Raw genomic sequence first — 24,052 nt, forward strand, 5'->3', positions numbered from 1 at the left:
AGGCCAGCCGGAGGGGTGTCGCCCTCTCGATAGCGGGACACCCCTCCTTCAGGGCTTCGCCCTGCCACCTCCCCTGCAAGGGGAGGATGAAAGTTAGATCGCCTTCATGATCAGCGAGGCGTTGGTGCCACCGAAGCCGAAGCTGTTGTTCAGCACCGCGCGCACCTTCCGCTCCTTGGCGACGTGCGGCACGAGGTCGACGCCCTTGCAGCTTTCGCTGGGTTCATCGAGGTTGAGCGTGGGCGGCACGATCTGGTCGCGCATGGCGAGGATGCAGAAAATGCTCTCCACCGCGCCCGCGCCGCCCAGCAGATGGCCGATGGCGGACTTGGTGGACGACATGGACATGGTCGCCAGATGCTCGCCGAAGAGGCGCTTGACCGCGCCCAGTTCCAGCTCGTCGCCAAGCGGGGTCGAGGTGCCGTGGGCGTTCACATAGTCGATGTCGGCGAGGCTGAGGCCCGACTTCCTGAGCGCCATTTCCATCGAGCGATAGCCGCCGCTGCCCTCCGGGTGGGGGGCGGTGACATGATAGGCATCGCCCGAGAGGCCATAGCCGACCACCTCGGCATAGATTTTCGCGCCGCGCGCCTTTGCGCGCTCATATTCCTCCAGCACGACGACGCCAGCGCCCTCGCCCATGACGAAGCCGTCGCGGTTCACGTCATAGGGTCGGCTCGCCTTTTCTGGCGTGTCGTTGAAATTGGTGCTGAGCGCGCGCGCCTGGGCAAAGCCGGCGATGCCGATCGGGCAGATCGCGCTTTCCGCGCCGCCGGCCAGCATCACGTCGGCATCGTCCATCGCGATCATCCGCGCCGCGTCGCCGATCGAATGGGCGCCGGTCGAGCAGGCGGTGACGACGGCGTGGTTCGGCCCCATCAGGCCATATTTGATCGAGACCTGGCCCGAAATGAGGTTGATGAGCCGGCCATGGACGAAGTGGGGCGACACGCGGCCCGGCCCCTTGTTCGCCAACACCAGCGATTCGCTTTCGATGCCCGGCAGGCCGCCGATGCCCGACCCGATCGAGCAGCCGGCGCGCAGCCGCTCCTCCTCGCTCATATTGTCGAGGCCGGCGTCGCGCAGCGCCTGGCTGGCGGCGGAGATGCCGAAGACGATGAAGGGATCGACCTGCCGCTGGATCTTGTGATCGACATCGACCGAGGCGTCATAGCCATATTCGTGGGTAGCCGGCTTCACTTCGCAGGCGATGCGGCACTTGTAATCGGTCGCGTCGAAGCGCGTGATCGTCGCCGCGCCGGACTTGGCGGCGATGATGTTTTTCCAGCTGGTTTCCACATCCCCGCCAAGCGGGCTGACCATGCCAAGGCCGGTGACGACGACACGACGCATATTCTAGCTCCGAAATTCCTCTGGGCTGTTGCCGCCCATGTAACCATTTGCGGCACGCTTTCAAATGCGCGCCAGATACGAAAAGGCTCCCCACGTTCCGGGCGGACCGGACAGGAGGAGCCGTCTCTTCCACACATGCCTGGCCCTTCCCCGACGGGGCAAGGGCCGGCCTGCGCCTTACTGCTTGCTGTCGATATAGTCGATCGCATCCTTCACGGTGGCGATCTTCTCGGCAGCGTCGTCGGGGATTTCGACGCCGAACTCTTCCTCGAACGCCATCACCAGCTCAACGATGTCCAGGCTGTCTGCGCCCAGATCGTCGATGAAGCTGGCGTCCTCGGTCACCTTCTCGGCCTCCACGCCCAGATGCTCGACGACGATTTTCTTTACGCGATCCGCGGTCTCACTCATGAGTGGTCCTTCTTGACTGGTATCGTTGGTGGTCTGAACAACCGTTAAGCCCATGCCCTAGAGCCAAGCCCCGATAGAGGCAAGAGGCAAGGCGCGGAAGGGGTTTGATTGGGCCGCAGCAACGAAATGGCAACAATCCGGCGGCCGTTGCGGCGCGATAACCGGCCATTTACCAAAATTTCAGGCGCTTCTGCGAGAGATGCGGCATGAGCCCCCTGCCCTGCCCCGACCGCTTCGTGACGCGCGCGCGCGTGCGGGTGAGCGCCTTCATCCTGCTGGCGGCGACGATCATCGGGCTTGGCTATCTGTTCGCGACCGCGCACGGCACGGTGGATTCGCTGGGGCGGCCGCTCGGCACCGACTTTTCCAACGTCTGGACGGCGGGGCATATGGCCGATCAGGGCCGCGCGGCGCAGGCGTGGGACTGGCCGACGCAGCATCAGGTGCAGAAGGCCGTCCACCATGACGCCCACATCCCCTTCTATGGCTGGCATTATCCGCCGCCCTTCCTGATCATCGCCACGCTGCTGGCGCAGTTGCCCTATATCGCGGCGCTGCTGTTATGGCAGGGGACGACGCTGGCGCTGGCGCTGTGCCTGGTGAAGCGCATCCTGCCGGACGAGCCGGACGCGATGCTGGCGGCGATCGGCGCGCCGGTGGTGATGGTGTGCCTGGGCCATGGGCAGAACGCGTTTTTGACGGCGAGCCTGCTGGGTGGGGGGATGCTTCTGCTCGACCGGCGGCCCTGGGTCGCGGGGATGCTGCTGGGCGCGCTGGTCTATAAGCCGCAGTTCGCGGTGCTGATCCCGGTGCTGATCCTGGCGCGCGGGAATATCCGGGCTTTCATGAGCGCAGGGGCGACGGTGGCGGCTTTGTGCCTGCTGACATACGCCATCTGGGGATGGGCGGTGTGGCAGGCGTTTTTCGATTCGCTGCCGCTGACCCGGCATATCATCATAGAGGCAGGCGCGACGGGTTGGGAGAAGATCCAGAGCCCGTTCGCCGCGATCCGGCAATGGGGCGGATCGATCCCGCTCGCCTATGCGGCGCAGGGGATCGTGACGGCGCTGGCGATCGGCGCGGCGGGCGTGGCGGCGTGGCGCGGATCGATGGCGGTGCGCGGCGCGGCGGCGCTGAGCGCGGCGTTGCTCTGCACGCCCTATGTGCTCGACTATGATTATGTGCTGCTGGGGGTCGCCATCGCCTTCCTAGTGGCGGACATGCGGGCGCGCGGAGCGCTGGCGTGGGAGCCGACCTGGCTCGCCTTCGCCTGGAGCGCGCCCCTGTTCGGGCGGGCGGTGTCGGAGCTGACCCATGTCCCATTGAACATGATTGGCGCGATCGCCGTGCTGGCGCTGGCCGGCCGGCGCGCCATCCTGCTGGATGGCGCGCTCAGGGGCCTCAGATCATCGCCATCCCGCCATTCACATGCAGCGTCTGGCCGGTGACATAACCCGCCTCGCGGCTGGCGAGATAGACCACCGCCGCGCTGATATCGTCGCCGCTGCCAAGGTCGCCGGCGGGGATTTTGGCAAGGATGCCGCCCTTCTGCGCGTCGGTCAGCGCATCGGTCATGGCTGAGCGGATAAAGCCGGGGGCAACGCAATTCACCGTGATGCCGCGGCTGGCGAGCTCCTGCCCCAGCGACTTGGACATGCCGATGATCCCGGCCTTCGACGCGCAATAATTGGCTTGACCCGGATTGCCGGTAACGCCCACGACCGACGTGATCGAGATGATGCGGCCGAAGCGGGCCTTCATCATCGGCTTGGCGGCGGCACGGATCAGGCGGAAGGCGGCCTCCAGATTGACCTGGATGACCTGGCTCCATTCCTCATCCTTCATGCGCAGGATCAGGTTGTCGCGGGTGATGCCGGCATTGTTGACGAGGATGTCGAGCCTGCCGCCCAGCGCTTCCACCGCTTGCGGCACGAGCGCGTCGACGGACGCCGGATCGGAAAGATTGCAGACGATGCTTTTGTGATCGCCGCCCAGTTCGGCCGCGAACGCCTTGAGCTTGTCCTCATTGCTGCCCGAGAGCGCGAGGGTAGCCCCTTGGGCCGCGAGCGATCTTGCGATGGACGAGCCGATGCCCCCGGAAGCGCCGGTCACCAGCGCGGTCATGCCTGTCAGGTCGAACATAGTCAGTCTCCTTGTTCCATTTGATTCACGCGGAGGCGCGGAGACGCGGAGGGGACATAGTCGTTGACTATGCGCTTCACCCCTTCCTTGAGCGTGGCGCCGCCGAAATTGATGAGCAGCCCTACGGGCTGGCGCGTCAGACGAAGATATGTCAGCAATTGTTTGGCGTGTGCAGGATTGAGCCGTTCGGTTGACTTGATTTCGACCAGCAGCATGTTTTCCACAAGCAGGTCGATGCGGAATGCCGCATCGAAGCGCAAACCTTCATATTCGACATCGATGGCCCGTTGGCGCTCGACGACATAACCCATGGCGGCGAGCTTCGCCGCCAGGATCATCTCGTAAACGCTTTCCATAAGTCCCGGCCCCAGGTCGCGATGCACGCGAAGGGCCAGATTCAAAACGTCTCCGCTGATGCGATCAATCTCGACCAAACATTCTCCGCGTCTCCGCGCCTCCGCGTGAACCTATTCAGAAAGACGCCAGCGCCGCCTCTATGTCGTCCATCGTCACCACGCTGCGGACCGTCGCGTCGGGGGCGATGCGTTTGACCATGGGGGCGAGGACTTTGCCGCCCAGTTCCACATAGTCGGTGACGCCCGCATCCCACATCGCCGCGATGGACTCGCGCCAGCGGACGCGGCCGGTGACCTGTTCGACCAGCCGAGCCTTGATCTCTTCGGGGTCGGCGATCGGGGCGGCAAGGACGTTGGCATAGACGGGCAGCAGCGGCGCTGCGATCGTCGCCTTGGCGAGCGCCGCCTCCATCGCGTCCGCCGCCGGCTGCATCAGCGGACAGTGGAAGGGGGCCGAGACGGGAAGCAGCACGCCGCGCTTGATGCCATGGTCCTTGACCATCGCGACCGCGCGCTCGATCGCGCCGCGATGGCCGGAGATGACCACCTGGGTCGGGTCATTGTCGTTGGCGACGGTGCAGACGTCCCCCTGCGCCGCCGCGTCGGCCAGCGCCTGCGCCTTGCCGATGTCGGCGCCCAGCAGCGCGGCCATCGCGCCCTCCCCGACCGGTACGGCCGCCTGCATCGCCTGCCCGCGCAGCTTCAGCAGCCGCGCGGTCGTGGCGATGTCGAACGCTTGCGCCGCGCAGAGCGCGCCATATTCGCCGAGGCTATGGCCCGCGACATAATCGCCCTTTTCAGCGAGGCGGAACCCGCCTTCCTTCTCCATCACCCGCAGCGTCGCGAGCGCGTTCGCCATGATCGCGGGCTGGGCGTTTTCGGTGAGGGTCAGGTCGCTGTCCGGCCCCTCCACCATGATGCGGAACAAATTCTGGGACAGGGCGTCATCGATCTCCTGAAACAATTCCCTGGCCGCCGGGCTGGCATCCGCCAACGCCTTGCCCATGCCGACCGCCTGACTGCCCTGCCCCGGAAAGATAAATGCCCGCATCCTCAAATCCTTATACTCCGCGCTTCCCAAAAGCGCAGGTCGCCAACATCGTTACACTTTGAGACATATTTGACGTTGAGACGTACATATGCCTGCGGCAGTCAGAGACCGAGCGCGCGCGCCTGTCGCCAGGCGAAGTGAGGCGGCCCCTTTAACGATGACGGAGTGCAAGGAAAAGGTGCGATATCGCTTAGCCTGGATCGGCGTCAGCATGGCGATGCTGTCCGCCTGCGCCGTGGGACCGGACTATCGGCCGCTACAGACCGGCGCGCTGGGGGTGCCGGCCGCCTATAGCCAGGGGGCGGTGGCGCCGGTCGACGAAGCGGCGCTCGCGACGTGGTGGACGCGGCTGGGCGATCCGACGCTGAGCGGCCTGATCGACCGCGCGGTCGCCAGCAATCTCGACATCGTGCAGGCGCAGGCGCGGCTGCGGCAGGCGCGCGAAAGTCTGCGCCAGACCGGCGCCGACTTCCTGCCGCAGGTGAGCGGCAGCGCCAATGGCGGGCGCAATTACAGCAGCCAGGACGCGGGCGGGCGGCTGGACGCCAACGGCAATCCGATCGGCGGCGGCGGCGGCAACTGGTCGAGCAGCTATTCGGGCCGGGTCAATGCGAGCTGGCAGATCGACCTGTTCGGCGAACTGTCCCGCAACCGGGAGGCGGCGCGGGCCGATCTTGCCGCGTCGGGATATGATCTTGCCAATGTGCGGATGACGATCATCTCCGAACTCGTCACCAACTATGTGCAGGCGCGCCAGACGCAGGAGCAGCTTCGCATCGCGCGCGAAAGCCAGGCGATCCAGCGGGACAATTTTCAGATCGCGCAATGGCGGTTGCAGGCGGGGCTGGTGTCGTCGCTCGACGAGCGGCAGGCGCAGGCCCAGCTGGCGCAGACCAACGCCACCATCCCGCAGCTGGAGGCGAGCCTGCGCGGGAGCCTGAACCGCATTGCCGTGCTGACGGGAGAGGCGCCGGGCGATGCGACGCGCGCGCTGGAAACCCCTGCCCCGCTGCCCGCGCCGTCCACCGCCATCGCCACCGGCATCCCCGCCGACACGCTGCGCCAGCGGCCCGATGTTCGCAGCGCCGAGCGCGCGCTGGCGGCGGCGACCGCGCGGATCGGCGTGGCGGAGGCGCAGCTTTATCCGGCGCTGGGGATCAGCGGCAATATCGGCACGACCTCCAACGCGTTCAGCGACCTGTTCACCCTGATTACCGGCGGCATCTTCGGCAATATCCAGCAGGTGATCTTCGATGGCGGGCGGCTGCGGTCGCAGGTGCGGTCGCAGCGCGCGGCGACCGACGCCGCCTTTGCCGCTTACAAGCAAAGCGTGCTGACCGCGCTGGAGGATGTCGAGAACGGCATGGCGCAATTGACGAGCGCGCGGGCGCGCAAGGCCGAGTTCGCCGTCGCCTTTGAGGCGTCCAACGACGCCGCCATCCTGGCGCGCAGCCAGTATCAGGCGGGCCTGATCGACTTTCAGACGCTGTCGAATACCGAAACCACCCTGTTGAACGCCCGCAACAGCCTCGCCACCGCGCAGGGCGACGAAGTCCGCGCGGTTGCCCAGCTTTACAATGCGCTGGGCGGCGGCTGGCAGAGCATGGATGACCGCCCCGATGAGCAATGACGTGACCAAGGATCAGGACATCAGCGATTTCCTGGGCGCCAAGCCCGCAAAGCCCTGGCGCAAATGGGCGGTACGCGGCGCGATCGGCGCCGGGCTGCTGATCCTGATCCTGCTGGTCGCGCGCTGCTTCGGCGGCGACGACAAGCCCAACTATGCGACCCGCGAGGTGCGCAAGGGCGACCTGACCGTCAGCGTCAGCGCGACCGGCAATTTGAAGCCGGTCAATCAGGTAGATGTGGGTTCGGAGCAATCGGGCAAGATCACCGCCGTCTATGTCGACGTGAACGACCGCGTGACCAAGGGGCAACGGCTGGCCGAACTCGACACGCGGCGGCTCGTCGATACGGTGAACCAGAACCGGGCGCAGGTCGCATCCTCCCAGGCGAGCGTCGCGCAGGCGCAGGCGCAGGTCGCGCTGGCGAAGGCGACGCTCGACCGGCAGGAAAATGTGTTCCGCCTGTCGGGCGGGCGCGTGCCGGCGCGGACAGAGCTGGATTCGGCGCGGGCGGACTATCAATCGGCGCTGGGATCGCTGCGCGCGGCGCAGGCGCAGGTCAGCGTGTCGCGCGCGCAGCTTTCGAGCGCGCAGACCAACCTTTCGATCGCGCAGATCGTCTCCCCCGTCACCGGCGTGGTCCTCTCCCGCGACATCGAACCGGGCCAGACGGTCGCGGCGTCCTTCAACGCGCCCGTGCTGTTCACCATCGCCGAGGATTTGACCAAGATGGAGGTCGAGGTGTCGGTGGACGAGGCGGATGTCGGCCAGGTGAAGGAAGGCCAGAGCGCGACCTTCGCCGTCGACGCCTTTCCGGGGCGCAGCTTCCCGGCGCGGGTGACGCGGGTCAATGTCGGCTCCAATGCGTCGAGCAGCAGCAGTTCCTCTTCGTCGGGAACCACATCGACCGCCACGACCGGCACCGTGGTCGCCTATACGGCAGTGCTGGCGGTGGATAACAAGGACGAGATTTTGCGGCCCGGCATGACCGCGACCGCCGACATCGTGACGCAGGAACTGCGCGACGTGCTGCTCGTGCCCAACAGCGCGCTGCGCTTCAAGCCGAGCGCGCAGAAGCAGGGCGGCGGTATCACCAGCGTGCTGCCGGGACCGGGCCGGATGCGGCGCGGCGGCGGCAACCGGCAGGTCAGCTTCGGCGCGGGCAGCAGCCAGACCGTCTATGTGCTGGGCGAGGATGGACAGCCCAAGGCGATGCAGGTGGTCGTGGGGGCGAGCGATGGCGCGCGCACGGTCATCACCGGCGGCGACCTCAAGCCCGGAATGCGGGTCATCACCGGGCAGCTCGCGGCGGGCCAGCAGGCGCCGGCGGAAGACCAGAATGGCGCGCCGGGCGGCAGCGGGCGGGACCGCGCTCCGGCCGAACGGCGGCGCAGCGGCGCGACCGACGGCAGCCCCGCGACGGTGGGCGCACTGGGCAATTCGGGCGACCGCGCGCCCGAAACCGCGCCGGTCGCGCCCGCCGCGCCGCGCGGCGCCGGGCGTCCGAGCGGGACTTGAGCCGATGGCCGAGACCATCATCTCGCTGCGCGGCGTCACCAAGGTCTATGGCGAGGGGCCGACCGCATTTCAGGCGCTGAAGGGCATCGACCTCGACATTGCGGCGGGCGATTTCGTGGCGGTCATGGGGCCTTCGGGGTCGGGCAAGTCGACGACGATGAACATATTGGGCTGCCTCGACGTGCCGTCGGGGGGCGAGTTCCTGTTCAAGGGACGGCATGTCGAGACGCTTGACCGCGACCAGCGCGCGCTGCTGCGACGGCGTTACCTGGGCTTCGTATTCCAGGGCTTCAACCTGCTGTCGCGCACCACCGCGCTGGAAAATGTGGAGTTGCCCCTGCTCTATCGCGGCGAGGACAAGAAGCTGCGCTACGAGATGGGGATGGCGGCGCTGGACAAGGTCGGCCTTGCCAAATGGTGGGACCATACGCCTGCCGAGCTTTCGGGCGGGCAACAGCAGCGCGTCGCCATTGCCCGCGCGATCGTGACCCAGCCCGACGTGCTGCTGGCCGACGAACCGACCGGCAACCTCGATTCGGAGCGGTCGGTGGAGATCATGGAACTCCTGACCGACCTCAACCGCAACAGCGGCATCACCGTGCTGATGGTGACGCACGAACCCGACATGGCCGCCTATGCGCGCACGATCGTGCATTTCAAGGACGGGCTGGTGGAGCGGGTCGAGCAGGGGGTGGCGGCGTGATGGCGCGCGCGCGTAAACCTTCTCCCCATGGGGGAGAAGGATACGAAGCCTTGGGAGCGGAGCGACTTAGGCGGAGTTGGATGAGGGGGCAGCGCCTGACCGGCACGCTGCACCCCCCTCTCCAAGCTGCGCTAGCCAGCAAGCTGGCAAGCTGCGCTATCCTCTCCCCCGAGGGGCGAGGAGAAATGGGATGCTAGGCACGACCGTCATCCTCGCCTTCAGGGCGATCAACCGGCACAAGCTCCGCAGTTTCCTGACGACGCTGGGCATCATCATCGGCGTCGCCGCCGTGGTGACGATGGTCACGCTGGGCAATGGCGCGACGGCGGCGGTCAGGGAGCAGATCAGTTCGCTGGGCGCCAATGTGCTGCAATTGCGGCCAGGCCAGGGCTTCGGCCGGGGCGGCGGCGGGCCGCGCCCCCCCGACTTCAAGGAAGCGGACCTGACCGCGATCGAAAATCAGCTGACCGGGGTGCGCGCGGTCGCGCCGGTGGTGCAGTCGAGCGGCACGGCGATCTACGAAGGCAATAACTGGTCGACGACCGTCTATGGGACGACGTCCGCCTATTCGCAGGTCCAGCAATGGAATGTCGCTGACGGGCGGCTGTTCATGCCGCAGGAGGAGGAAGCGGGCAACGCGGTGTGCGTGATCGGCAATACGGTGCGCACCAACCTGTTCCAGGGCAACGACCCGGTCGGCAAGCGGATGCGGATCAAGGGCGTGTCGTGCCAGGTCGTGGGCGTTCTCACCACGCGCGGCCAGGGCGGCTTTGGCGATCAGGACGATGTCGTCGTCATGCCGATCAAGTTCGTGCAGCGCCGCTTCACCGGTGATCGCGACATCAGCCAGATCATGGTCGCGGTCGACGACGCCTATGACAGCGCAGCGGTGCAGAACAGCCTTGAGGAACTGATGCGCGAGCGGCGCAAGATCAACCCGGGCGATCAGGACAATTTCAACGTGTTCGATACCAAGCAGATCAGCGACACGCTGACCGGCACGACCACCATCCTGACCCAGATCGTCGGCGCGGTGGCGGCGATCTCGCTGCTTGTCGGCGGCATCGGCATCATGAACATCATGCTGGTCAGCGTGACCGAGCGGACGCGCGAGATCGGCATCCGCCTCGCCATCGGCGCGGTCGCGCGCGAGGTGCTGATGCAGTTTCTGGTGGAGGCGATCGTGCTGTCGTGCCTCGGCGGCCTCATCGGGCTGTTCCTGGCGCTGGTCGCGTCGGTCGCCATCGCGCCGCTGATGAAGGTGCCCTTCCTGTTCGACCCGCAGGTGAACCTGATCGCCTTCCTCTTTTCCGCGGCGATCGGCGTGGTGTTCGGCTACTTCCCGGCGCGGCGGGCGGCAAGCCTCAACCCGATCGACGCGCTGCGGCACGAGTGAGCGGCGGTTTCTGAACGATTGTTCAGACTAAATCTGCACTTGATACAATTTCCGACACTTATGCCCGCCACTTGGGACAAGTCTGCGACAAGCCTCTCCTATCTCTGTCTTCGACGCCGGGGAACGGCGCCTGACACAAGGTAAGGAGCAAGTCGATGTTTAAAAAGATCCTGATGAGCCTGGCCGCCACCACCATGGTCGCGAGCCCGATGATCGCCGCCCAGGCGCAGGCCGCGCCGCATCGCGAGAGCGTCCGCGTCGTCGAGCGGGGCCCGCACGGCCGCACCGTGGTCAAGCAGAAGACGGTCGTCCGCAACGATTATCGCGGCTATCGCAACGGCCATCGCTGGGCCAAGGGCCAGCGCTTCGACCGCCGCTATGCGACCAACTATCGCGTGATCAATAATTATCGCGACTATCGCCTGGCCCCTCCCCCGCGCGGCTATCAGTATGTCCGTTCGGGCAATGACGCGGTGCTGGTCGCCATCACCAGCGGCATCATCGGCGCGGTGATCGGCAGCGCCATCCGGTAACGCCTTTCTGCAAGGCGTGGCAGATGCCCCGGGGTTCTCTCCCCCCGGGGCATTTTGCATGACCTGGGTTAAATACCTGATTTTAAGGGGTTGGGCGTAGATTCCGATGCTGGCCGAGGGGAGTGAACCGGGAAGCAGCATGTCCATCCATCAGATCATGTATATCAGCAGCGTCACCGACGCGATGACATCGGCACAGTGCGCCGCCATCGCGCGGGGCTCGGCGGAGCGCAATGCGGCGGAGGATGTGACCGGCCTGCTGCTGTTCAACAGCCGGCGCTTCCTTCAGGTACTGGAGGGGCCGAAGGAAGCGGTCGAGCGCATCTATGCCCGCATCGCGCGCGACGGGCGGCACGGCGCGATCGTCAAGCTGCGCGAACAGAGCGTGCCGGCGCGCGAGTTCGGCGCCTGGGACATGGCCTATGACGACCCCGCCCATCCGTCCGAGGCGCTGAAGGACAAGGTAGCCGCGCTGCTGGAGCAGGCGGGCGCATCCACCCGCGCCCACTTCATCGGCACGGCGGAAATGCACCGGGGTTAGACCAGCCCCGTCAGATAATAGACGGCGATCACGATGAAGACGGTCAGCGTCTTGATGAGGGTCAGCGCGAAGATGTCCTTGTAAGCCTGCCGATGCGTCAGGCCCGTCACCGCCAGCAGGGTGATGACCGCGCCATTGTGCGGCAGGCTGTCCATCCCGCCCGACGCCATGGAGGCGACGCGGTGCAGCACCTCGCGCGGGATGCCAGCGGCGTCCCCGGCGGCGGCAAACTGCTCCGCCATCGCCGCCAGCGCGATCGACAGTCCGCCCGACGCCGATCCGGTGATGCCTGCGAGCGAGGTGACGGTGACGGCTTCGTTGAGGAGCGGGTTGGGGATGGATTTGAGGGCCTCCTTCACCATCAGGAAGCCCGGCAGCGCCGCGATCACCGCGCCAAAGCCATATTCGACCGCCGTGTTCATGCCGGCCAGCAGCGCGCCGCCGACCGCCGCCTTCGATCCTTCGGCAAAGCGCCTTGCCACGGGGCGAAAGGCGAAGATCAGGATGGTGGCAATGCCCGCGAGCAGCGCCCCCTCGACCGCCCAGAGCGCGGCCATCTGCCCCACCTTGAGCGTGATCGGTTCGGGCAAACCGGACAGCGAGTGGGACACCTCTTCGCCCGGCATCCAGCGCGGAATGGCGAAGGTGAGCGCGAGATTGCCGAGGCCCACGACCAGCAGCGGCAAGAGGGCGATCAGGGGATGGACGCTCGCTTCCTCGGGCGCGGGCTCAGGCTCGTTCACCAGCGTTTCGGGCGCCCCATAGCCCTCCCCCGCCGCCATCAGCGCGCGCCGCCGCCAGCCCAGATAGGCAAGGCCCATGCCGGCGATGCACGCCGAACCGATCAGGCCCAGCACCGGCGCGGCCCAGGCGGTGGTGCCAAAGAAGCTCGTTGGGATGATATTCTGGATCTGCGGCGTGCCCGGCATCGCGTCCATGGTGAAGGTGATCGCGCCCAGGCCGATCGTGGCGGGGACCAGCCGCTTGGGGATATCGGCCCGCCGGAACATTTCGGCCGCGAAAGGATAGACGGCGAACACCGCGACAAACACCGAAACGCCGCCATAGGTGAGCAAGGCGGTCACGATCATGATCGCGGGGATGGCGCGGCCCGCGCCCACCAGGCCGATGACCGCGGTCACGATGGCGCGGGAAAAGCCCGAAATCTCCACCAGTTTCCCGAATAGCGCGCCCAGCAGGAAGACCGGGAAATAGAGTTTGAGGAAGCTCGCCGCCTTCTCCATGAACAGGCCGGAGAAGGCGACCGGCACGGCGGCGGGATCGGTGAGGAACACGGCCAGCATGGCGAGCAGCGGGGCCATGAGGATGACGCTCATGCCCCGATAGGCGGCGATCATCAGGAGGATGAGAGACAGGGCTGCTATTGCGATTGGCATTTCCTCTCCCCCACTCTCACGCCGTTCGCCCTGAGTAGGGGCTGAGCCTGTCGAAGACCCGTATCGAAGGGTCGCGCGCCAATCTATCCTTCGATACGCCACTTCGACAAGCTCAGTGGCTACTCAGGACGAACGGATATCGGCAGGGCAAGGCTGCATAAACGCACCTTGCCTTTCCCCGCCCTTTCCGCCATAGGCGCGCCTTCGCTCAAGGCGTCGGGGTGACTCGCCGCCTGTGCGAAGCATTTTGAGACGACAGCCGGAGGGGCGCACCACATGGGGTGGGCGTCAGCGATCGGCCAACAGAGAAGGCTTCAAAGCATGGCTCTTTACGAGCATGTGTTCCTTGCGCGCCAGGATCTGGCACAGGCGCAGGTGGACGCTCTGGCGGAAACCGCCACCAAGATCGTCGAGGATAATGAGGGCAAGGTCACCAAGGTCGAGACCTGGGGCCTGCGCAGCCTCGCCTACAAGATCGCCAAGAACCGCAAGGCGCACTATGTGATGCTGAACATCGACGCCCCTGCCGGCGTCGTCGCGGAACTGGAGCGCCAGACCCAGATCAACGAAGACATCATCCGCTACATGACCGTCAAGGTCGATGCGCTGGAAACCGGCCCGTCGGTGATGATGCGCAAGCAGGAGCGGTCCGAGCGTGGCGATCGTGGCCCGCGCGGCGATCGTGGCGACCGGGGTGATCGTGGCCCGCGCCGCGACCGCGAAGAAACCGCTGGCGAGTAAGGAGACCTAAGTCATGGCACGCCCGTTTTTCCGCCGCCGCAAGAGCTGCCCCTTCGCCGCCAAGGATGCGCCGAAGATCGATTACAAGGACGTCCGTCTGCTCCAGGGCTTCGTGTCCGAGCGCGGCAAGATCGTCCCCAGCCGCATCACGGCTGTGTCCGCCAAGAAGCAGCGCGAGCTGGCCCAGGCCATCAAGCGCGCCCGTCACCTGGGCCTGCTGCCCTACATCGTGAAGTAAGGGAGAAAGACCCATGGAAATCATTCTCCTGGAACGCATCGAGAAGCTGGGCGCGATCGGCGACGTCGTGACCGTCAAGGACGGTTACGCCCGCAACTTCCTGCTGCCCAACAAGAAGGCGCTGCGCTCCAACGCCGCCAACAAGAAGGTGTTCGAAGCCAACCGCGCGAAGATCGAGGCCGATAACGCCGCCCGCCGTTCGGACGCCGAAAAGGCCGCCGAGGGCGTCAACGGCAAGCAGATCGTCCTCATCCGCCAGTCGTCCAACGCCGGCCAGCTTTATGGTTCGGTCGCGGTGCGCGACGTGGTCGAGGCGCTGGAAGCCGATGGCGTCAAGGGCGTCAGCAAGGCGATGGTCGTGCTGGAACGCCCGATCAAGACGTTGGGCGTGTTCGACGTGAAGGTCGCGCTGCACCCCGAAGTCGTCACCACGATCACCGTGAACGTCGCCCGCTCGCCCGAGGAAGCCGAGCTTCAGTCGCAGGGCGTCGACGTGATGGCCGAAATGTTCGAAAAGGACGAAGCCGGCTTCACCGAAGACTATGATCCCAACGCGGAACCCGGCGACATCGCCGCCGCGACCGAAGAGGCAAGCGCCGACGAGGCCTGAGCTGTTTGGAACGGATCGAACGAAGGAGCCGCCCTGTTGTGGGGCGGCTTTTTTGTTGGGGGGTGGCGGCGGAAACATCCTCCCCTGGTAGTGGAGGTGGCATGGCGAAGCCCTGACGAAGGGGTGTCAGCCTCTCGATAGCGTTGAGCAGGTCGGTCATGCCCCCGGCATGACCTTCAGATTGCCGGGGGCAATCTGAACCTGCTCAACCCCTCCACCACGCCCTACGGGCGCGATCCCCCTCCCCTTGCAGGGGAGGAGCGGAAACGACCATTTGCGGGCATTGGGTTCGTGCTATGCTATCCCTGAAAGCGGACAGTCATGGTGGCAACTAGTGGGTGAGCGAACAACAAAGTTTGATGAACAAGCAGCATTTGCTGCCATGCGTATTTTCCTTGAGGCCTACTGGGAGAGGGGGGGGGCGCTCATCAGACGACATTGCCGTGCTTTTGGGCTCATTGGAGGTGGACCCCGCTCAGCGGTTGGATTGGATAGACGCGGTCGAACGGAGCCGTGCTTTGAGCCGATAGCGACCAGAAATGGACACTTGGTGCCGCGCTGCCAGCATTTAAAAGCGGCCACGGCGCAGCTTGCGAAGCATCCGCATTACCAAGGGTCTGCGCACCAGCCACGATCATCAAGATAACGAAACGCTTGTTGATGTGTTCTCCAACTCCGGTCAGGATATTCTTGTAAGCGGGTTGCCACAAATCGTCCTGTTATCGAGCATTGCACCTTGTTGCGTTGCTCTCCGTTCCACTCACATTTTAAGTTTTTGACCTGATACTTTCCAGCAGCTCTGTCAGCGCATGGCCCTGTGCCAAGCATACATGCGCAGCTTCTCAACATAGCAGACGCCGCCGAATTCTCCGTGGGAAGATCGGGCGAAGTCGCAGGAACGTGGGGCGAACAAGCACCTAGAACGAGCGACAAAAAGAGGCACTTCGTGCCCTGTTTATCGCGCGTGACGGCATGGCTTTTGGCGCCGACCCCAAATGAGCGAAACCTAGCTAACGACAACCGCCCCCTCCCAAATTTCAGCACTCGAATGTCGGCTTAATGCATTAATTGTGCGTAAGCGGAATGTCGTCTACCCACCCTTGTCCCTTGAGGGAGAAGGATACGAAGCCTTGCCGCGTAGCGGCTAGGCGGAGTTGGATGAGGGGGACTGGGGCGACGTTAGCGCGTTCATGTGACGTTGCTGCCCCCTCACCCAGCTTCGACTAGGCAGCAAGCTGCCAAGTCTTCGCATCCCTCTCCCCCGAGGGGGAGCGGGCATACCTTCTCCGTCATCCCGTTTACCGAGTCACCCTGCCGAACAGTAGTTGGTACGCGTCCCGTCCGCCCGCTGCGTCGTAGGCGGCCATGACCTCGCGCAGGGCGCGCGGAGCCAGCGGCGCGCGGCCCGCGTCGGGGACGACAGCGCCGATCCCCTTGAGGTGCGCCAGGAGCGCGCGCGCGCCCTGCCCTTCCAGCGGGACAGTCTCGTCGAAGGCGAAGGCGTCGTCATAATCCGCCAGCAACGCTTGCAGGTCGGCGAGCGAGGGATAAGCGGGGATGCCCGCCGCCACACCGCTGGCCGCATGGGCCGCGCGCCAAGCGGCAAAGCTGCCTTCCCCCATGGTCGAGAAGAACAGGCCCCCCCCCGGCGTCAGCAGCCCCGCCAGCCGCGCGATCGCGCCCGCCAGATCGTCGAACCACTGGAAGGCGAGGCTGGAGAGGATGAGGTCGAACCAGGGGCCGTCGAAGGCGGGGGCTTCGCCGTCCATGGTGAGGAAGGTGCCGGCGACGAGGCCGCCCGCCGCCGCCCGCTCCACCATGCGCGGCGACAGGTCGGTGACGACCAGGTCCGCGCCGGGCCAGCGCGCCTGGATGTCGCGGGTAAGGAAGCCGGTGCCGCAGCCGATCTCCAGGATGCGGCGCACCCCCGCCGGCTTCTGCCGCTGCGCCAAGTCCGCCACGAGGGACGCGGCGAAGCGCTGCGGCCCGGCATGATCGTCATAGCGGTCCGCCGCCGCGCCGAAGGCGTCGCTGATCCGTTGCTTGCGGGGTTCCTTCATGGGCCATCGCATGGCAAAGCAGCGCGCGCCTGACCAGCCCCCTTTCAAGGAACACCCCATGACGCCAGCCCCCCGCATCCCCGCCATGGACGTGCTGCGCGGCTGCGCGGTGCTGGGGATTTTGTGGATGAACATCACCACCTTCGCGCTGCCGCAGAACGCCTATTTCGATCCGGCGGTGGCGGGGCCGCTCGGGGTCGGCGACGTAGCTTTCTGGGCGGTCAGCCTGATCTTCATCGACGGGAAGATGCGCGCGCTCTTCGCGATGCTGTTCGGCGCGTCGATGCTGCTGCTGATCGACAAGGAGGAGATGGCGGGACGCAACGGGATGCGGGCGCAGACGATCCGCAACTTCTGGCTCTTCGCCATCGGCCTTGCCCATTATCTGCTGCTGTGGTGGGGCGACATATTGATGGTCTATGCGCTGGTCGGCATGATCGCGCTGCGCTTTGCGCAGGGGCAGCCGATGGCGCTGGTGAAGGCGGCATTCCTCTGCTTCCTGCTGCATTTCCTGCTGCTGGCGGGCTTCATCGCCACCATCTACGCCTGGAGCCGCGCACCAGGGGAGGCTGCGAGCTATGGCGCCTTCATCACATCCCTGTCCGACCCGGCGAGCGCCGCCGTGCGGGACGAGATCGGCCTCTATCGCAGCGGCTTTATCACGATCGTCGCGCACAAGCTGGCGCATTATCCGGGCGAGTGGCTGTGGAGCCTGATGTTCACCGCGATCGAGACGCTTGGCTTTATGCTGCTGGGCATGGCGATGCTGAAGGGGGGCTTCCTGACCGGCAATTGGGAGGCGGAGCAATATCGGCGAACGGCGCGGCATTGCTTCCTGATCGGATTGCCGCCGATGATCGCGCTGGCGATCTGGGTATGGGCGAGCGGCTTTGCCCCCCTGCCCGCGTTCGGAACGGCGCTTGCCTGGGCCTTTCCCTTCCGCATTCCGCTGGCCGTTGGGTGGGCGGCGCTGATCCTGTGGATGGCGGCGCGGCACAGGGGGCATTGGCTGGCTGCCCGGCTGGCGGCGGCGGGGCGGATGGCGCTGACCAATTATCTGGGCACCAGCCTCGTCATGACGGCGATCTTCTACGGTTGGGGGCTGGGGCTGTTCGCGTCAGTCCGCCCTGCCCTGCTGCCTCTATTCGTCCTCTGCGGGTGGGCGGCAATGCTGCTGTGGTCGAAGCCCTGGGCCGACCGATTCGCTCTAGGCCCGGTCGAATGGCTGTGGCGCAGCCTGAGCGCGGGCAAGGTGCAAAAGATTCGCAGAAGCAGCTGAAACACTATTGCGACTTATTATCAGGGACGCTATTTCTCCATTGGTACGGAGAGTCGCTCATGGTCGTTTGCGTCTGTAATGCGATAAGGGAAAAGGATCTGCGCGAAGCGGCGCGCAACGGCGCGGATACGCCGTGCAGCGCCTATGCCCAGTTCGGTCGCCGCCCCAAATGCGGCCAGTGCGTGTCCTTCGCCCGCACGATCATCGCCGCCGAACGCGCGGCCGCCTGACACGACTGCAAATCATCCGCAAAGCGCCGGCGCGATCCGCTCGCATTAGCGATCGGAAAAATGGCGGATTTCCAAGAGTTTCAGCTTAACATCGCGGGTCCGCGCCGATATGGTCCGGGCGTTTCCAGTCCATTCGGAGCATCAAGGCCATGAAGGGCGACGCCAAGGTCATCGAATATCTGAACGAGGTGCTCAAGAATGAGCTGACCGCGATCAATCAATATTTTCTCCACTACCGGATGCTCAATCACTGGGGCGTCGCGAAGCTCGCCAAGTTCGAATATGACGAATCGATCGACGAGATGAAGCATGCCGACAAGCTGGCCGAGCGCATCCTCTTCCTCGATGGCCTGCCCAATTTCCAGCTGCTGGGCCGGCTGAAGATCGGCGAGACGGTCGAGGAGATATTGAAGGCCGACCTGGAGCTGGAATATGAGGCGCTGCCGCCGCTCAAGGACGCCATCGCCTATTGCGAATCGATCCGCGACTATGTGAGCCGCGACCTCTTCCAATATATATTGGAGAGCGAGGAAGAGCATATCGACACGCTCGAAACCCAGTTCGAGATGATCGAGCGCATGGGCATCCACAATTATATCCAGCTGCAGAGCAAGCCCGCAGAGGAGTGATGCGACCGGGGGCGTCTCGCACGGCGCCCCTTCCCCCTACAGCAGCGCCTCCAGCAGCCCGATCAACGGCAGGTCGGCCGGCGGCATCGGCAGGCCGTACATCTGCGCGGGGCGGACCCATTTGAGCGCGGTGGCGTGGCGCGGTTCCGCCTGACCGCGCCATTTGCGGCAGACATAGAGCAGCATCAACAGATGCCTCTCGCCGAGCGGCTCGCTGGCGAAGGTCGCGGGCGCAAGGCAGCTTTCGTGCGTCGCGATGCCCAGTTCCTCCTCCAGCTCGCGCACCAGCGCGGCTTCGGGCGTTTCGCCCGGCTCCACCTTTCCCCCCGGAAATTCCCACAGGCCCGCCATCGACTTACCGGGGGGCCGCTGTTGCAGCAACACGCGGCCGTCAGGGTCGATCAGCGCGACAGCAACGACGAATAACGGGGATAATGGCGGCATAACGGTCCTGTTGAGAGGGTTTGTTAACCCTGCCTGCTTTACAAGTTCTGCGGGGACTGTCTGTAGCGAACTGGGGATCATCATGCGCGGGCTTTGGACGATAATCGCCCGATCGGGGCTGGGGCGGTGCGAACGTGGCGCGACGGCGGTCGAATATGCGCTGATCATCGCCATGATCGTGCTGGTGATGGTCGCGGCGCTGACCAGCGTCGCCAACAAGACGATCGGCATGTGGAACAATGTCGCGAACGAAGTAAGCAGTCGTTAACCATCAAAATCTGACAGCTTTGCTTCTGCCATTAAGTATTTCTCAACTGACCTGCTTTAATCCCACCCTTGCTGACCACGAATTATCCAAGCGGGGCGGCCGGGTAGTTTAACGTAGTAGATCCTATCAGGAGACAGAAGATGCAGTATATCCGCAAGATCATGAAGAACGAAAAGGGTGCCACCGCGATCGAATACGGCCTGATCGCCGCTCTGATCGCCGTCGCCGCCATCGCCGCGATGTCGACGCTGGGCACGAAGCTCGGCAGCACCTTCAACAACGTCTCGAACAAGCTCTAATAGCCTCGAAACGCTGTAAGATACGGGGGCGGCGAACTCGAACGAGTTCGCCGCCCCTTGTCGTTTGGTTCACCAGGTGACGATCTTGACCCGCTGTCCCGGCCGCACGCTGGCGTTGGCGGCAAGGGCATTGATCGTCAGGAAGCGTTCGAGCGGATAGTCGCTGTAGGCCATGCGTTTGGCCAGCGACTGGACGGTGTCGCCCGCCTTTACAGTGACCACGGCGACGCGGCGCGGCTTGATGCCGGCCGCCTCCTGCGCGGACAGGCGCTGGACCGATTCCACCATCGGCACGAACGGCCCGACGCCGCGGCCCGCCGGGGTCAGCAGCAGGAAATGATAGGCTTTGCCGCCGCCGAAATCATAGGCGAAGACGGTGGCGTCGACCTGGCTCTGCTGGCTGGTCGCGCGGACCGTGCGATAGGCGGCGGGCAGGCCGTTGATCGTGGTGCGGCTGACCTCCCCTGCCGGAACGCCGCCATTGCCGCCGCCCAGCTTGGCGAAGACGCTGTCGACATAAGCGCTGAGGTTGCCCGAATAGGGGGCAGAGCCGAACTGCGCCTGCCCGCCCGATCCGGTGATGGAGACGGCATCCGCGCCATTTTCCATGCCAAAGCCGCTGGGCGCGGTGAAGGTCAGCCGCAGGTCGGGGTGGCGGAAGCGGTTGCCGTCGATCACGCCCTGTTTCGGGTCGTCGCCATAGAGCACACCATCGAGCGCGTTCAGGAAGGCGTCGCGATTGCGCGCCGTCCCGACCGCGCGGGTGTTGGCGGCAGCGTCGGCGGCGCGCTTGACGCGCGACGCGGGATCGGGGTGGGTGCTTGCCCATTCGGGCATCGACCGGGCGCTGCCGCTCGTCCGCGCGTCGAGATTGCTCTGCGCGGCGAGCGAGGCAAGCATGCCTGACAAGGCGCGCGGATCATAGCCGCCCGAGGCGAGATAGCGGATGCCAAGATCGTCCGCCTCATATTCCTGGGTGCGCGAAAAGCGCAGGGTCAAAAGCTGGCTGCCGGTGCCGATCCCCTTCTGGATCAACCCGGCAAAGCCCGAATCGCCGAGCAGAGCGCCCGTCAGCACCTGAAGCAACGCGCCGCCGATGGCGTTGCGCTGCGCCGCCTGCTGCCGCCGCTGACCATGCTGGGCGGCGACATGGCCGACCTCATGCCCCAGAACGCCGGCCAGCTCCGCCTCGTCATTCATCAGCGCCATAAGCTGGCGCGTCACATAGACATAGCCGCCGGGGATGGCGAAGGCGTTGTTGACGGGCGAATTGAGCAGGGTGACGGTGAAGTCGCTCTGCGCGTTGGACAGGCCCGATTGCACCGCGATGCGCCGACCGACGGTTTCGACATAGCGGGACTGCGGCCCGGCGTAGGGACCGCCAAATTCCTTCAGCAGTTCAGGATGCTGCTTCGCCCCGCTCGCCTTGTCTTGCTGACTGATCGAGGAGACGGTGCGGATCGCGCGCTGCTGCCCGATGACCGCCGGCGCGCCAAAAACCAGCGCCAGCGCCGCGCCCGCGCCCGCGCCGCCGACCATCGCGAATTTCCGGTTCATGCCTCTCCCCATCTGCCGTTACCCCTACGTAACGAGCATCATGGCGGCGCGTTCCACCAAAAGCGAGAGGGACGTGGCACGAACGGCCTCAATCGCCGGCGAAACCGTCCTGATATTCGGTCTTGATCGCCTTTCGCATGGCGGCGTCGACCGGCACGGGAACCTCATATGTTCCTTCGGCATAGGGGCCGGCGCTGTAGGGGCCAACGACCACGGTCATGGCGTCGACCGCCTTGCCGTCTCGGGACGTCGGAACCAGCACCTGCTCCATCGGGTCGATGCACTGCGTGAAATCATCGTCGCCGCGCACCACCGGCGCGCCGCGCTTTTCGGCGCGCTGCTGGTCGAGCGTGGCGCAGAAGCGGTCCTGGATTGCCGTGGCGAAGGCTTGCGGCGACGTCATCAGCGCCTTGACGCTGGTCTCGCGCTTGCGCGCCTTGTCCCACAGGATGACGTCATAGGCGGTCATGCCGTGCGCGCCGCCGGTATAGACATAGGTCTCCGACCGCAGCGCCAGGAAGCGCGGCGTGTCGGCCGCCACGGTCCATTTCGTGTCGAGGCTGTGGGCACGGAAGGGATAGCCCGATTGCTTGGCGGACGCGCTGTCCTCCTTCGCCATCTTCAGCGCATCGGCCTTCGACGCCGCCATCGCCTTGTCGAACTTGGCAACCAGGAAGGGAATGGCGGCCGCCTGCGCCGGATAGGCATAGCCATATTCGAGGAATTCGGTCTTTTCGCTGGTGGCGAACGGCTTGGCCGGGGGCGCGGGCGGCGGCGTGCCGGCCATGCGGTCGGCAAAGCGGCTCGCCGCCGCATTGACCGTCGCATTGCCGGCCGGCTGCTCCGACGATGGCGTGCAGGCGGCTAAGCCAAGCGCCGCCGCGCCCAGCGCTAGTCCCCCGGTCCGCATCAATGCGCGTGCGCCGGAGCGTGCGCTGCGCGGCAGCGTTCGCTGATCGCCTGACGCGCATAATCGCTGTCGAGTGCGCGGGCGGCATTGGACCAGCCCTCCCCGATCAGCGCCCGTTCGACGGCATGGCTGTTGGCGAATTCCCCGCTCTCCGCGAGCGTATAGGCGCGCGCGCGCGCGGCCTGAAGGCTGCGATCGTCACCATGAGTCATCGTCCTGCTCCTTTGTGTCGTTTGGGGTCGCGAATCTAGGCTTCCACCGCCGCTTGTGCAAAGGAAGAAAAGGCCGGTCATGCCGCGACGACGACGAACAAATAGCGCTTTCCTCGAACAGCCGCTTGTCGCTAGATCGTCGGCATGACCGACCTTGCCGACCTCCTCAAAGCCGATAATCAGCAACCCGCGCGGACGATCCATCTGGTCGATGCGGCGGGATATGACGCCTGGCTCGCGGCGCTCCCCACGCCGCTGCGGGCGCTGGCGGCGGCGCAGAAGTTCAAGGGCAAGGCGCATGAATATGCGATTCTGCCGGGAAGCGGCGGCGCGGACGACTGGTGGGTCGCGGCAGGCGTCGCGGACCGCGCGGCGCTTGGCCCCTGGTGCCTTGCAAAGCTGGCCGAGGCACTGCCTGAGGGGAGCTACCGGCTGGCGGAAGGATCGTCGGGCGCGGCGGCGCTGGGCTGGCTGACCGCGCAATATCGCTTCGACCGCTATCGCAAGGAGGACAGCGCGCCCGCGCCGCGCGTGCTGCTGACGGGCGACGTTGCGCGGATCGACCCGACGGTCCAGCTGGGCCGGGCGGTCGCTCTGGTGCGCGATCTGGTCAACACGCCGGCCGCCGACATGGGACCGCCCGAGCTGGAGGCGGCGGTGCTCGCGGTCGGACAGGCGCATGGCGCGAGCGTCACCGTGACGAAGGGCGACGCGCTGGAACAGGGCTATCCGATGATCCACGCGGTGGGGAAGGCAGCGGACAAGGGCTTTGCCCCGCGCCTGATCGAAATGACATGGGGCGATCCGGCGCACCCGCGCATCGCCATCATCGGCAAGGGCATCTGTTTCGACAGCGGCGGGCTGGACATCAAGCCTTCGTCGGGGATGCGCCTGATGAAGAAGGATATGGGCGGGGCGGCGCATGCCCTCGCGCTGGCGCAGCTCGTCATGGGCGCGCGGCTGCCGGTGCGGCTGCACCTGCTCATTCCGGCGGCCGAAAATGCGATCAGCGGCAACGCCTTCCGCCCCGGCGACATATTGCCCACGCGCCAGGGGCTGACGGTCGAGATCGGCAATACCGACGCCGAAGGGCGGCTGGTGCTGGGCGACGCCCTCACCCGCGCGGCCGAGGAGACGCCCGAACTGATCGTGGATTTCGCGACGCTGACCGGAGCCGCGCGCGTGGCGCTGGGGCCGGACCTCCCTGCCCTGTTCGCCAATGACGATGCGCTGGCGGCGGACATGGCGGCGGCGGGCGCGCAGGTCGACGATCCGCTGTGGCGGCTGCCCTTGTGGGATGGCTATGCCGATATGCTCAAATCCGACATCGCCGACATCAACAATGCCGGCGAAGGCGGATTTGCCGGCGCGATCACGGCGGCGCTGTTCCTGAAGCGCTTCGTGCCGGACGGCACGCCCTGGCTGCATCTCGACACCTTCGCCTGGCGACCGGCGGCCAAGCCGGGACGGCCCAAAGGCGGCGAAGCGCTGGGGCTGCGGGCCGTGTTCCGCCTTCTCCAGCAACGCTACGGACGGAGCGGATAGCGCT

Annotated in this window: 27 protein-coding genes; 16 read left to right on the forward strand and 11 right to left on the reverse strand. The window is 65.7% G+C overall.

What is annotated here, in order from left to right; genetic code table 11:
• Nucleotides 1-93: 93 nt before the first annotated feature.
• Together fabF and ACETPF_RS08675 are read right to left on the reverse strand one after the other, a co-directional pair.
• Entirely contained in the window at nucleotides 94-1,353 is a 1,260-nt protein-coding gene (gene fabF / locus ACETPF_RS08670) for a beta-ketoacyl-ACP synthase II (RefSeq protein WP_373934056.1), read from the reverse strand.
• Nucleotides 1,354-1,530: 177 nt separating this feature from the next.
• A complete protein-coding gene (locus ACETPF_RS08675) occupies nucleotides 1,531-1,764 on the reverse strand; it encodes an acyl carrier protein (protein ID WP_007689016.1) in 234 nt (77 codons plus the stop codon).
• Between the two features lie 206 nt (nucleotides 1,765-1,970).
• Between ACETPF_RS08675 and ACETPF_RS08680 the strand changes: the two genes are divergently transcribed.
• Complete coding sequence (locus ACETPF_RS08680; protein ID WP_373934057.1) at nucleotides 1,971-3,212, forward strand: glycosyltransferase family 87 protein; 1,242 nt, start codon at nucleotides 1,971-1,973, stop codon at nucleotides 3,210-3,212.
• Here ACETPF_RS08680 and fabG read toward each other — a convergent pair.
• From fabG to fabD, 3 genes are read right to left on the reverse strand one after another with little or no spacing between them, the layout of a single operon-like run.
• On the reverse strand, nucleotides 3,166-3,906 hold the full coding sequence (gene fabG / locus ACETPF_RS08685; RefSeq protein WP_373934058.1) for a 3-oxoacyl-[acyl-carrier-protein] reductase: 741 nt from the start codon (nucleotides 3,904-3,906) through the stop codon (nucleotides 3,166-3,168). The genes ACETPF_RS08680 and fabG overlap by 47 nt on opposite strands.
• A gap of 2 nt (nucleotides 3,907-3,908) precedes the next feature.
• Nucleotides 3,909-4,340, reverse strand: coding sequence for a GxxExxY protein (locus tag ACETPF_RS08690; protein WP_373934059.1), 432 nt, complete (start codon nucleotides 4,338-4,340; stop codon nucleotides 3,909-3,911).
• Nucleotides 4,341-4,377: 37 nt separating this feature from the next.
• Nucleotides 4,378-5,313 carry an ACP S-malonyltransferase gene (gene fabD / locus ACETPF_RS08695; protein ID WP_373934060.1) on the reverse strand — a complete coding sequence of 312 codons (936 nt, stop codon included), beginning with the start codon at nucleotides 5,311-5,313 and terminating at the stop codon, nucleotides 4,378-4,380.
• Nucleotides 5,314-5,470: 157 nt separating this feature from the next.
• Here fabD and ACETPF_RS08700 point away from each other — a divergent pair, with 157 nt between their 5' ends.
• The 6 genes from ACETPF_RS08700 to ACETPF_RS08725 all read left to right on the forward strand — a co-directional run bounded on the left by ACETPF_RS08700 (nucleotide 5,471) and on the right by ACETPF_RS08725 (nucleotide 11,629).
• Complete coding sequence (locus tag ACETPF_RS08700) at nucleotides 5,471-6,943, forward strand: efflux transporter outer membrane subunit (protein ID WP_373934061.1); 1,473 nt, start codon at nucleotides 5,471-5,473, stop codon at nucleotides 6,941-6,943.
• The gene (locus ACETPF_RS08705) at nucleotides 6,933-8,456 is read left to right on the forward strand and encodes an efflux RND transporter periplasmic adaptor subunit (protein WP_373934289.1); all 1,524 of its coding nucleotides are present in this window, start codon (nucleotides 6,933-6,935) and stop codon (nucleotides 8,454-8,456) included. The genes ACETPF_RS08700 and ACETPF_RS08705 overlap by 11 nt, the downstream gene beginning before the upstream one ends.
• Nucleotides 8,457-8,460: 4 nt before the next feature.
• Entirely contained in the window at nucleotides 8,461-9,159 is a 699-nt protein-coding gene (locus ACETPF_RS08710) for an ABC transporter ATP-binding protein (protein WP_373934062.1), read from the forward strand.
• Between the two features lie 190 nt (nucleotides 9,160-9,349).
• Nucleotides 9,350-10,555: an ABC transporter permease gene (locus tag ACETPF_RS08715; protein ID WP_373934063.1), complete on the forward strand. Its 1,206-nt coding sequence runs from the start codon at nucleotides 9,350-9,352 to the stop codon at nucleotides 10,553-10,555.
• Between the two features lie 155 nt (nucleotides 10,556-10,710).
• Nucleotides 10,711-11,088: an RcnB family protein gene (locus ACETPF_RS08720; protein ID WP_373934064.1), complete on the forward strand. Its 378-nt coding sequence runs from the start codon at nucleotides 10,711-10,713 to the stop codon at nucleotides 11,086-11,088.
• Between the two features lie 139 nt (nucleotides 11,089-11,227).
• Nucleotides 11,228-11,629: a BLUF domain-containing protein gene (locus ACETPF_RS08725; protein ID WP_373934066.1), complete on the forward strand. Its 402-nt coding sequence runs from the start codon at nucleotides 11,228-11,230 to the stop codon at nucleotides 11,627-11,629.
• Here ACETPF_RS08725 and ACETPF_RS08730 read toward each other — a convergent pair.
• A complete protein-coding gene (locus tag ACETPF_RS08730; RefSeq protein WP_373934067.1) occupies nucleotides 11,626-13,026 on the reverse strand; it encodes a GntP family permease in 1,401 nt (466 codons plus the stop codon). The two genes, ACETPF_RS08725 and ACETPF_RS08730, sit on opposite strands and share 4 nt — an antisense overlap.
• 321 nt (nucleotides 13,027-13,347) lie before the next feature.
• Between ACETPF_RS08730 and rpsF the strand changes: the two genes are divergently transcribed.
• The 3 genes from rpsF to rplI are packed head-to-tail and all read left to right on the forward strand — an operon-like array spanning nucleotide 13,348 to nucleotide 14,615.
• Nucleotides 13,348-13,767 carry a 30S ribosomal protein S6 gene (gene rpsF / locus ACETPF_RS08735; protein ID WP_373934068.1) on the forward strand — a complete coding sequence of 140 codons (420 nt, stop codon included), beginning with the start codon at nucleotides 13,348-13,350 and terminating at the stop codon, nucleotides 13,765-13,767.
• 13 nt (nucleotides 13,768-13,780) lie between these two features.
• Entirely contained in the window at nucleotides 13,781-14,005 is a 225-nt protein-coding gene (rpsR, locus tag ACETPF_RS08740; RefSeq protein WP_004212076.1) for a 30S ribosomal protein S18, read from the forward strand.
• Nucleotides 14,006-14,018: 13 nt separating this feature from the next.
• Nucleotides 14,019-14,615, forward strand: a complete 597-nt coding sequence (gene rplI / locus ACETPF_RS08745) for a 50S ribosomal protein L9 (protein ID WP_373934069.1) — start codon at nucleotides 14,019-14,021, stop codon at nucleotides 14,613-14,615.
• Nucleotides 14,616-15,913: 1,298 nt separating this feature from the next.
• On the opposite strand, the gene ACETPF_RS08750 is transcribed toward rplI, so the two are convergent.
• Complete coding sequence (locus tag ACETPF_RS08750) at nucleotides 15,914-16,675, reverse strand: methyltransferase (RefSeq protein WP_373934070.1); 762 nt, start codon at nucleotides 16,673-16,675, stop codon at nucleotides 15,914-15,916.
• Between the two features lie 58 nt (nucleotides 16,676-16,733).
• Between ACETPF_RS08750 and ACETPF_RS08755 the strand changes: the two genes are divergently transcribed.
• The 3 genes from ACETPF_RS08755 to bfr all read left to right on the forward strand — a co-directional run bounded on the left by ACETPF_RS08755 (nucleotide 16,734) and on the right by bfr (nucleotide 18,813).
• Nucleotides 16,734-17,954 (forward strand): DUF418 domain-containing protein, encoded by a 1,221-nt coding sequence (locus ACETPF_RS08755; RefSeq protein ID WP_373934071.1) that lies wholly within the window; start codon nucleotides 16,734-16,736, stop codon nucleotides 17,952-17,954.
• 59 nt (nucleotides 17,955-18,013) lie between these two features.
• Nucleotides 18,014-18,184 carry a (2Fe-2S)-binding protein gene (locus ACETPF_RS08760; RefSeq protein WP_373934072.1) on the forward strand — a complete coding sequence of 57 codons (171 nt, stop codon included), beginning with the start codon at nucleotides 18,014-18,016 and terminating at the stop codon, nucleotides 18,182-18,184.
• A gap of 149 nt (nucleotides 18,185-18,333) precedes the next feature.
• A complete protein-coding gene (bfr, locus tag ACETPF_RS08765) occupies nucleotides 18,334-18,813 on the forward strand; it encodes a bacterioferritin (RefSeq protein WP_373934073.1) in 480 nt (159 codons plus the stop codon).
• A 36-nt stretch (nucleotides 18,814-18,849) separates the two neighbouring features.
• On the opposite strand, the gene ACETPF_RS08770 is transcribed toward bfr, so the two are convergent.
• Nucleotides 18,850-19,257 (reverse strand): (deoxy)nucleoside triphosphate pyrophosphohydrolase, encoded by a 408-nt coding sequence (locus ACETPF_RS08770; protein ID WP_373934074.1) that lies wholly within the window; start codon nucleotides 19,255-19,257, stop codon nucleotides 18,850-18,852.
• Between the two features lie 82 nt (nucleotides 19,258-19,339).
• Between ACETPF_RS08770 and ACETPF_RS08775 the strand changes: the two genes are divergently transcribed.
• Both ACETPF_RS08775 and ACETPF_RS08780 read left to right on the forward strand, forming a co-directional pair.
• The gene (locus ACETPF_RS08775; RefSeq protein ID WP_373934075.1) at nucleotides 19,340-19,525 is read left to right on the forward strand and encodes a Flp family type IVb pilin; all 186 of its coding nucleotides are present in this window, start codon (nucleotides 19,340-19,342) and stop codon (nucleotides 19,523-19,525) included.
• Between the two features lie 140 nt (nucleotides 19,526-19,665).
• Nucleotides 19,666-19,824, forward strand: a complete 159-nt coding sequence (locus ACETPF_RS08780) for a Flp family type IVb pilin (RefSeq protein ID WP_373934076.1) — start codon at nucleotides 19,666-19,668, stop codon at nucleotides 19,822-19,824.
• 69 nt (nucleotides 19,825-19,893) lie between these two features.
• Here ACETPF_RS08780 and ACETPF_RS08785 read toward each other — a convergent pair whose 3' ends face one another.
• The 3 genes from ACETPF_RS08785 to ACETPF_RS08795 all read right to left on the reverse strand — a co-directional run bounded on the left by ACETPF_RS08785 (nucleotide 19,894) and on the right by ACETPF_RS08795 (nucleotide 22,503).
• The gene (locus ACETPF_RS08785) at nucleotides 19,894-21,363 is read right to left on the reverse strand and encodes a M48 family metalloprotease (RefSeq protein ID WP_373934290.1); all 1,470 of its coding nucleotides are present in this window, start codon (nucleotides 21,361-21,363) and stop codon (nucleotides 19,894-19,896) included.
• A 106-nt stretch (nucleotides 21,364-21,469) separates the two neighbouring features.
• The gene (locus ACETPF_RS08790; protein ID WP_373934077.1) at nucleotides 21,470-22,291 is read right to left on the reverse strand and encodes a DUF4163 domain-containing protein; all 822 of its coding nucleotides are present in this window, start codon (nucleotides 22,289-22,291) and stop codon (nucleotides 21,470-21,472) included.
• A complete protein-coding gene (locus tag ACETPF_RS08795) occupies nucleotides 22,291-22,503 on the reverse strand; it encodes a hypothetical protein (RefSeq protein WP_373934078.1) in 213 nt (70 codons plus the stop codon). Before ACETPF_RS08795 ends, ACETPF_RS08790 begins: the two co-directional genes overlap by 1 nt.
• A gap of 144 nt (nucleotides 22,504-22,647) precedes the next feature.
• Here ACETPF_RS08795 and ACETPF_RS08800 point away from each other — a divergent pair, with 144 nt between their 5' ends.
• Entirely contained in the window at nucleotides 22,648-24,048 is a 1,401-nt protein-coding gene (locus tag ACETPF_RS08800) for a leucyl aminopeptidase family protein (protein ID WP_373934079.1), read from the forward strand.
• The last annotated feature ends 4 nt before the right edge of the window (nucleotides 24,049-24,052 follow it).

It is taken from the genome of Sphingobium agrisoli (genome assembly GCF_041877245.1).
Taxonomy (GTDB): Bacteria; Pseudomonadota; Alphaproteobacteria; order Sphingomonadales; family Sphingomonadaceae; genus Sphingobium.

What these genes read in the sequence shown, in the direction of transcription:
- fabF (WP_373934056.1), bottom strand. Translation starts at nt 1,353, where the DNA reads ATGCGTCGTGTCGTCGTCACCGGCCTTGGCATGGTCAGCCCGCTTGGC.
- ACETPF_RS08675 (WP_007689016.1), bottom strand. Translation starts at nt 1,764, where the DNA reads ATGAGTGAGACCGCGGATCGCGTAAAGAAAATCGTCGTCGAGCATCTG.
- ACETPF_RS08680 (WP_373934057.1), top strand. Translation starts at nt 1,971, where the DNA reads ATGAGCCCCCTGCCCTGCCCCGACCGCTTCGTGACGCGCGCGCGCGTG.
- fabG (WP_373934058.1), bottom strand. Translation starts at nt 3,906, where the DNA reads ATGTTCGACCTGACAGGCATGACCGCGCTGGTGACCGGCGCTTCCGGG.
- fabD (WP_373934060.1), bottom strand. Translation starts at nt 5,313, where the DNA reads ATGCGGGCATTTATCTTTCCGGGGCAGGGCAGTCAGGCGGTCGGCATG.
- ACETPF_RS08700 (WP_373934061.1), top strand. Translation starts at nt 5,471, where the DNA reads ATGACGGAGTGCAAGGAAAAGGTGCGATATCGCTTAGCCTGGATCGGC.
- ACETPF_RS08705 (WP_373934289.1), top strand. Translation starts at nt 6,933, where the DNA reads ATGAGCAATGACGTGACCAAGGATCAGGACATCAGCGATTTCCTGGGC.
- ACETPF_RS08710 (WP_373934062.1), top strand. Translation starts at nt 8,461, where the DNA reads ATGGCCGAGACCATCATCTCGCTGCGCGGCGTCACCAAGGTCTATGGC.
- ACETPF_RS08715 (WP_373934063.1), top strand. Translation starts at nt 9,350, where the DNA reads ATGCTAGGCACGACCGTCATCCTCGCCTTCAGGGCGATCAACCGGCAC.
- ACETPF_RS08720 (WP_373934064.1), top strand. Translation starts at nt 10,711, where the DNA reads ATGTTTAAAAAGATCCTGATGAGCCTGGCCGCCACCACCATGGTCGCG.
- ACETPF_RS08725 (WP_373934066.1), top strand. Translation starts at nt 11,228, where the DNA reads ATGTCCATCCATCAGATCATGTATATCAGCAGCGTCACCGACGCGATG.
- ACETPF_RS08730 (WP_373934067.1), bottom strand. Translation starts at nt 13,026, where the DNA reads ATGCCAATCGCAATAGCAGCCCTGTCTCTCATCCTCCTGATGATCGCC.
- rpsF (WP_373934068.1), top strand. Translation starts at nt 13,348, where the DNA reads ATGGCTCTTTACGAGCATGTGTTCCTTGCGCGCCAGGATCTGGCACAG.
- rpsR (WP_004212076.1), top strand. Translation starts at nt 13,781, where the DNA reads ATGGCACGCCCGTTTTTCCGCCGCCGCAAGAGCTGCCCCTTCGCCGCC.
- rplI (WP_373934069.1), top strand. Translation starts at nt 14,019, where the DNA reads ATGGAAATCATTCTCCTGGAACGCATCGAGAAGCTGGGCGCGATCGGC.
- ACETPF_RS08750 (WP_373934070.1), bottom strand. Translation starts at nt 16,675, where the DNA reads ATGAAGGAACCCCGCAAGCAACGGATCAGCGACGCCTTCGGCGCGGCG.
- ACETPF_RS08755 (WP_373934071.1), top strand. Translation starts at nt 16,734, where the DNA reads ATGACGCCAGCCCCCCGCATCCCCGCCATGGACGTGCTGCGCGGCTGC.
- ACETPF_RS08760 (WP_373934072.1), top strand. Translation starts at nt 18,014, where the DNA reads ATGGTCGTTTGCGTCTGTAATGCGATAAGGGAAAAGGATCTGCGCGAA.
- bfr (WP_373934073.1), top strand. Translation starts at nt 18,334, where the DNA reads ATGAAGGGCGACGCCAAGGTCATCGAATATCTGAACGAGGTGCTCAAG.
- ACETPF_RS08770 (WP_373934074.1), bottom strand. Translation starts at nt 19,257, where the DNA reads ATGCCGCCATTATCCCCGTTATTCGTCGTTGCTGTCGCGCTGATCGAC.
- ACETPF_RS08775 (WP_373934075.1), top strand. Translation starts at nt 19,340, where the DNA reads ATGCGCGGGCTTTGGACGATAATCGCCCGATCGGGGCTGGGGCGGTGC.
- ACETPF_RS08780 (WP_373934076.1), top strand. Translation starts at nt 19,666, where the DNA reads ATGCAGTATATCCGCAAGATCATGAAGAACGAAAAGGGTGCCACCGCG.
- ACETPF_RS08785 (WP_373934290.1), bottom strand. Translation starts at nt 21,363, where the DNA reads ATGGTCGGCGGCGCGGGCGCGGGCGCGGCGCTGGCGCTGGTTTTTGGC.
- ACETPF_RS08790 (WP_373934077.1), bottom strand. Translation starts at nt 22,291, where the DNA reads ATGCGGACCGGGGGACTAGCGCTGGGCGCGGCGGCGCTTGGCTTAGCC.
- ACETPF_RS08795 (WP_373934078.1), bottom strand. Translation starts at nt 22,503, where the DNA reads ATGACTCATGGTGACGATCGCAGCCTTCAGGCCGCGCGCGCGCGCGCC.
- ACETPF_RS08800 (WP_373934079.1), top strand. Translation starts at nt 22,648, where the DNA reads ATGACCGACCTTGCCGACCTCCTCAAAGCCGATAATCAGCAACCCGCG.